At 43.1% G+C, this 578-nt stretch carries 1 pseudogene; it reads right to left on the bottom strand.

From position 1 onward, the window contains the following. A pseudogene (locus tag IP510_RS13600) lies at window positions 1–578 on the bottom strand (RNA-guided endonuclease InsQ/TnpB family protein); the annotation flags it as partial.

Below are 578 nucleotides of genomic sequence, written 5' to 3'. Positions count from 1 at the left end.
TTGACTTCCTCCCCTCCCTAAAAGTGAAGGGGATTCCTACTAAAGACGGTCAAGCCCGACCGCGAGTATATTTTTGGCTCCATTAACGTCGCGTTGATGGGCAGTTTGACAAGAACTGCAAAACCATACTCTGACACCAAGCCCTGATCTACCTTTCGGACTGTCTTGGCGAGAACCGCAACACGAGCAGGTTTGGGTTGTGTACGCTTCATTTACTTCAATATAGTGGCAACCTGCGTTCACGCATTTGTAATCCAGTTGCCGCTTAATTTCAAACCAACCAGCGTCATAGACGGATTTGGCTAGATTTGTTGAAGTGAATGATTTTGATTTTATCTTTCCAACAACGATTAAGTTATTGGCTTTAACTAATTTATTGGTAAATTTATGAATCAGGTCTTGGCGGGTGTTTTTAATTTTGGCGTGGATCGCCTTTACTCGCTTTTTATGCTTAGCGCGTTGAGCGATTGCTAGTTTTTCAGCGTACTTATGAGTCAGCTTAGTGGTCAAAACATCACCATCACTGGTGACTGCTGAATCTTTACAGCCTAAATCAATACCAACTTGACCAGTACCAC

The sequence above is a fragment of the Psychrobacter sp. NG254 genome, from assembly GCF_015277735.1.
Taxonomy (GTDB): Bacteria; Pseudomonadota; Gammaproteobacteria; order Pseudomonadales; family Moraxellaceae; genus Psychrobacter.
This window is presented reverse-complemented; position numbering and strand designations above follow the sequence as displayed.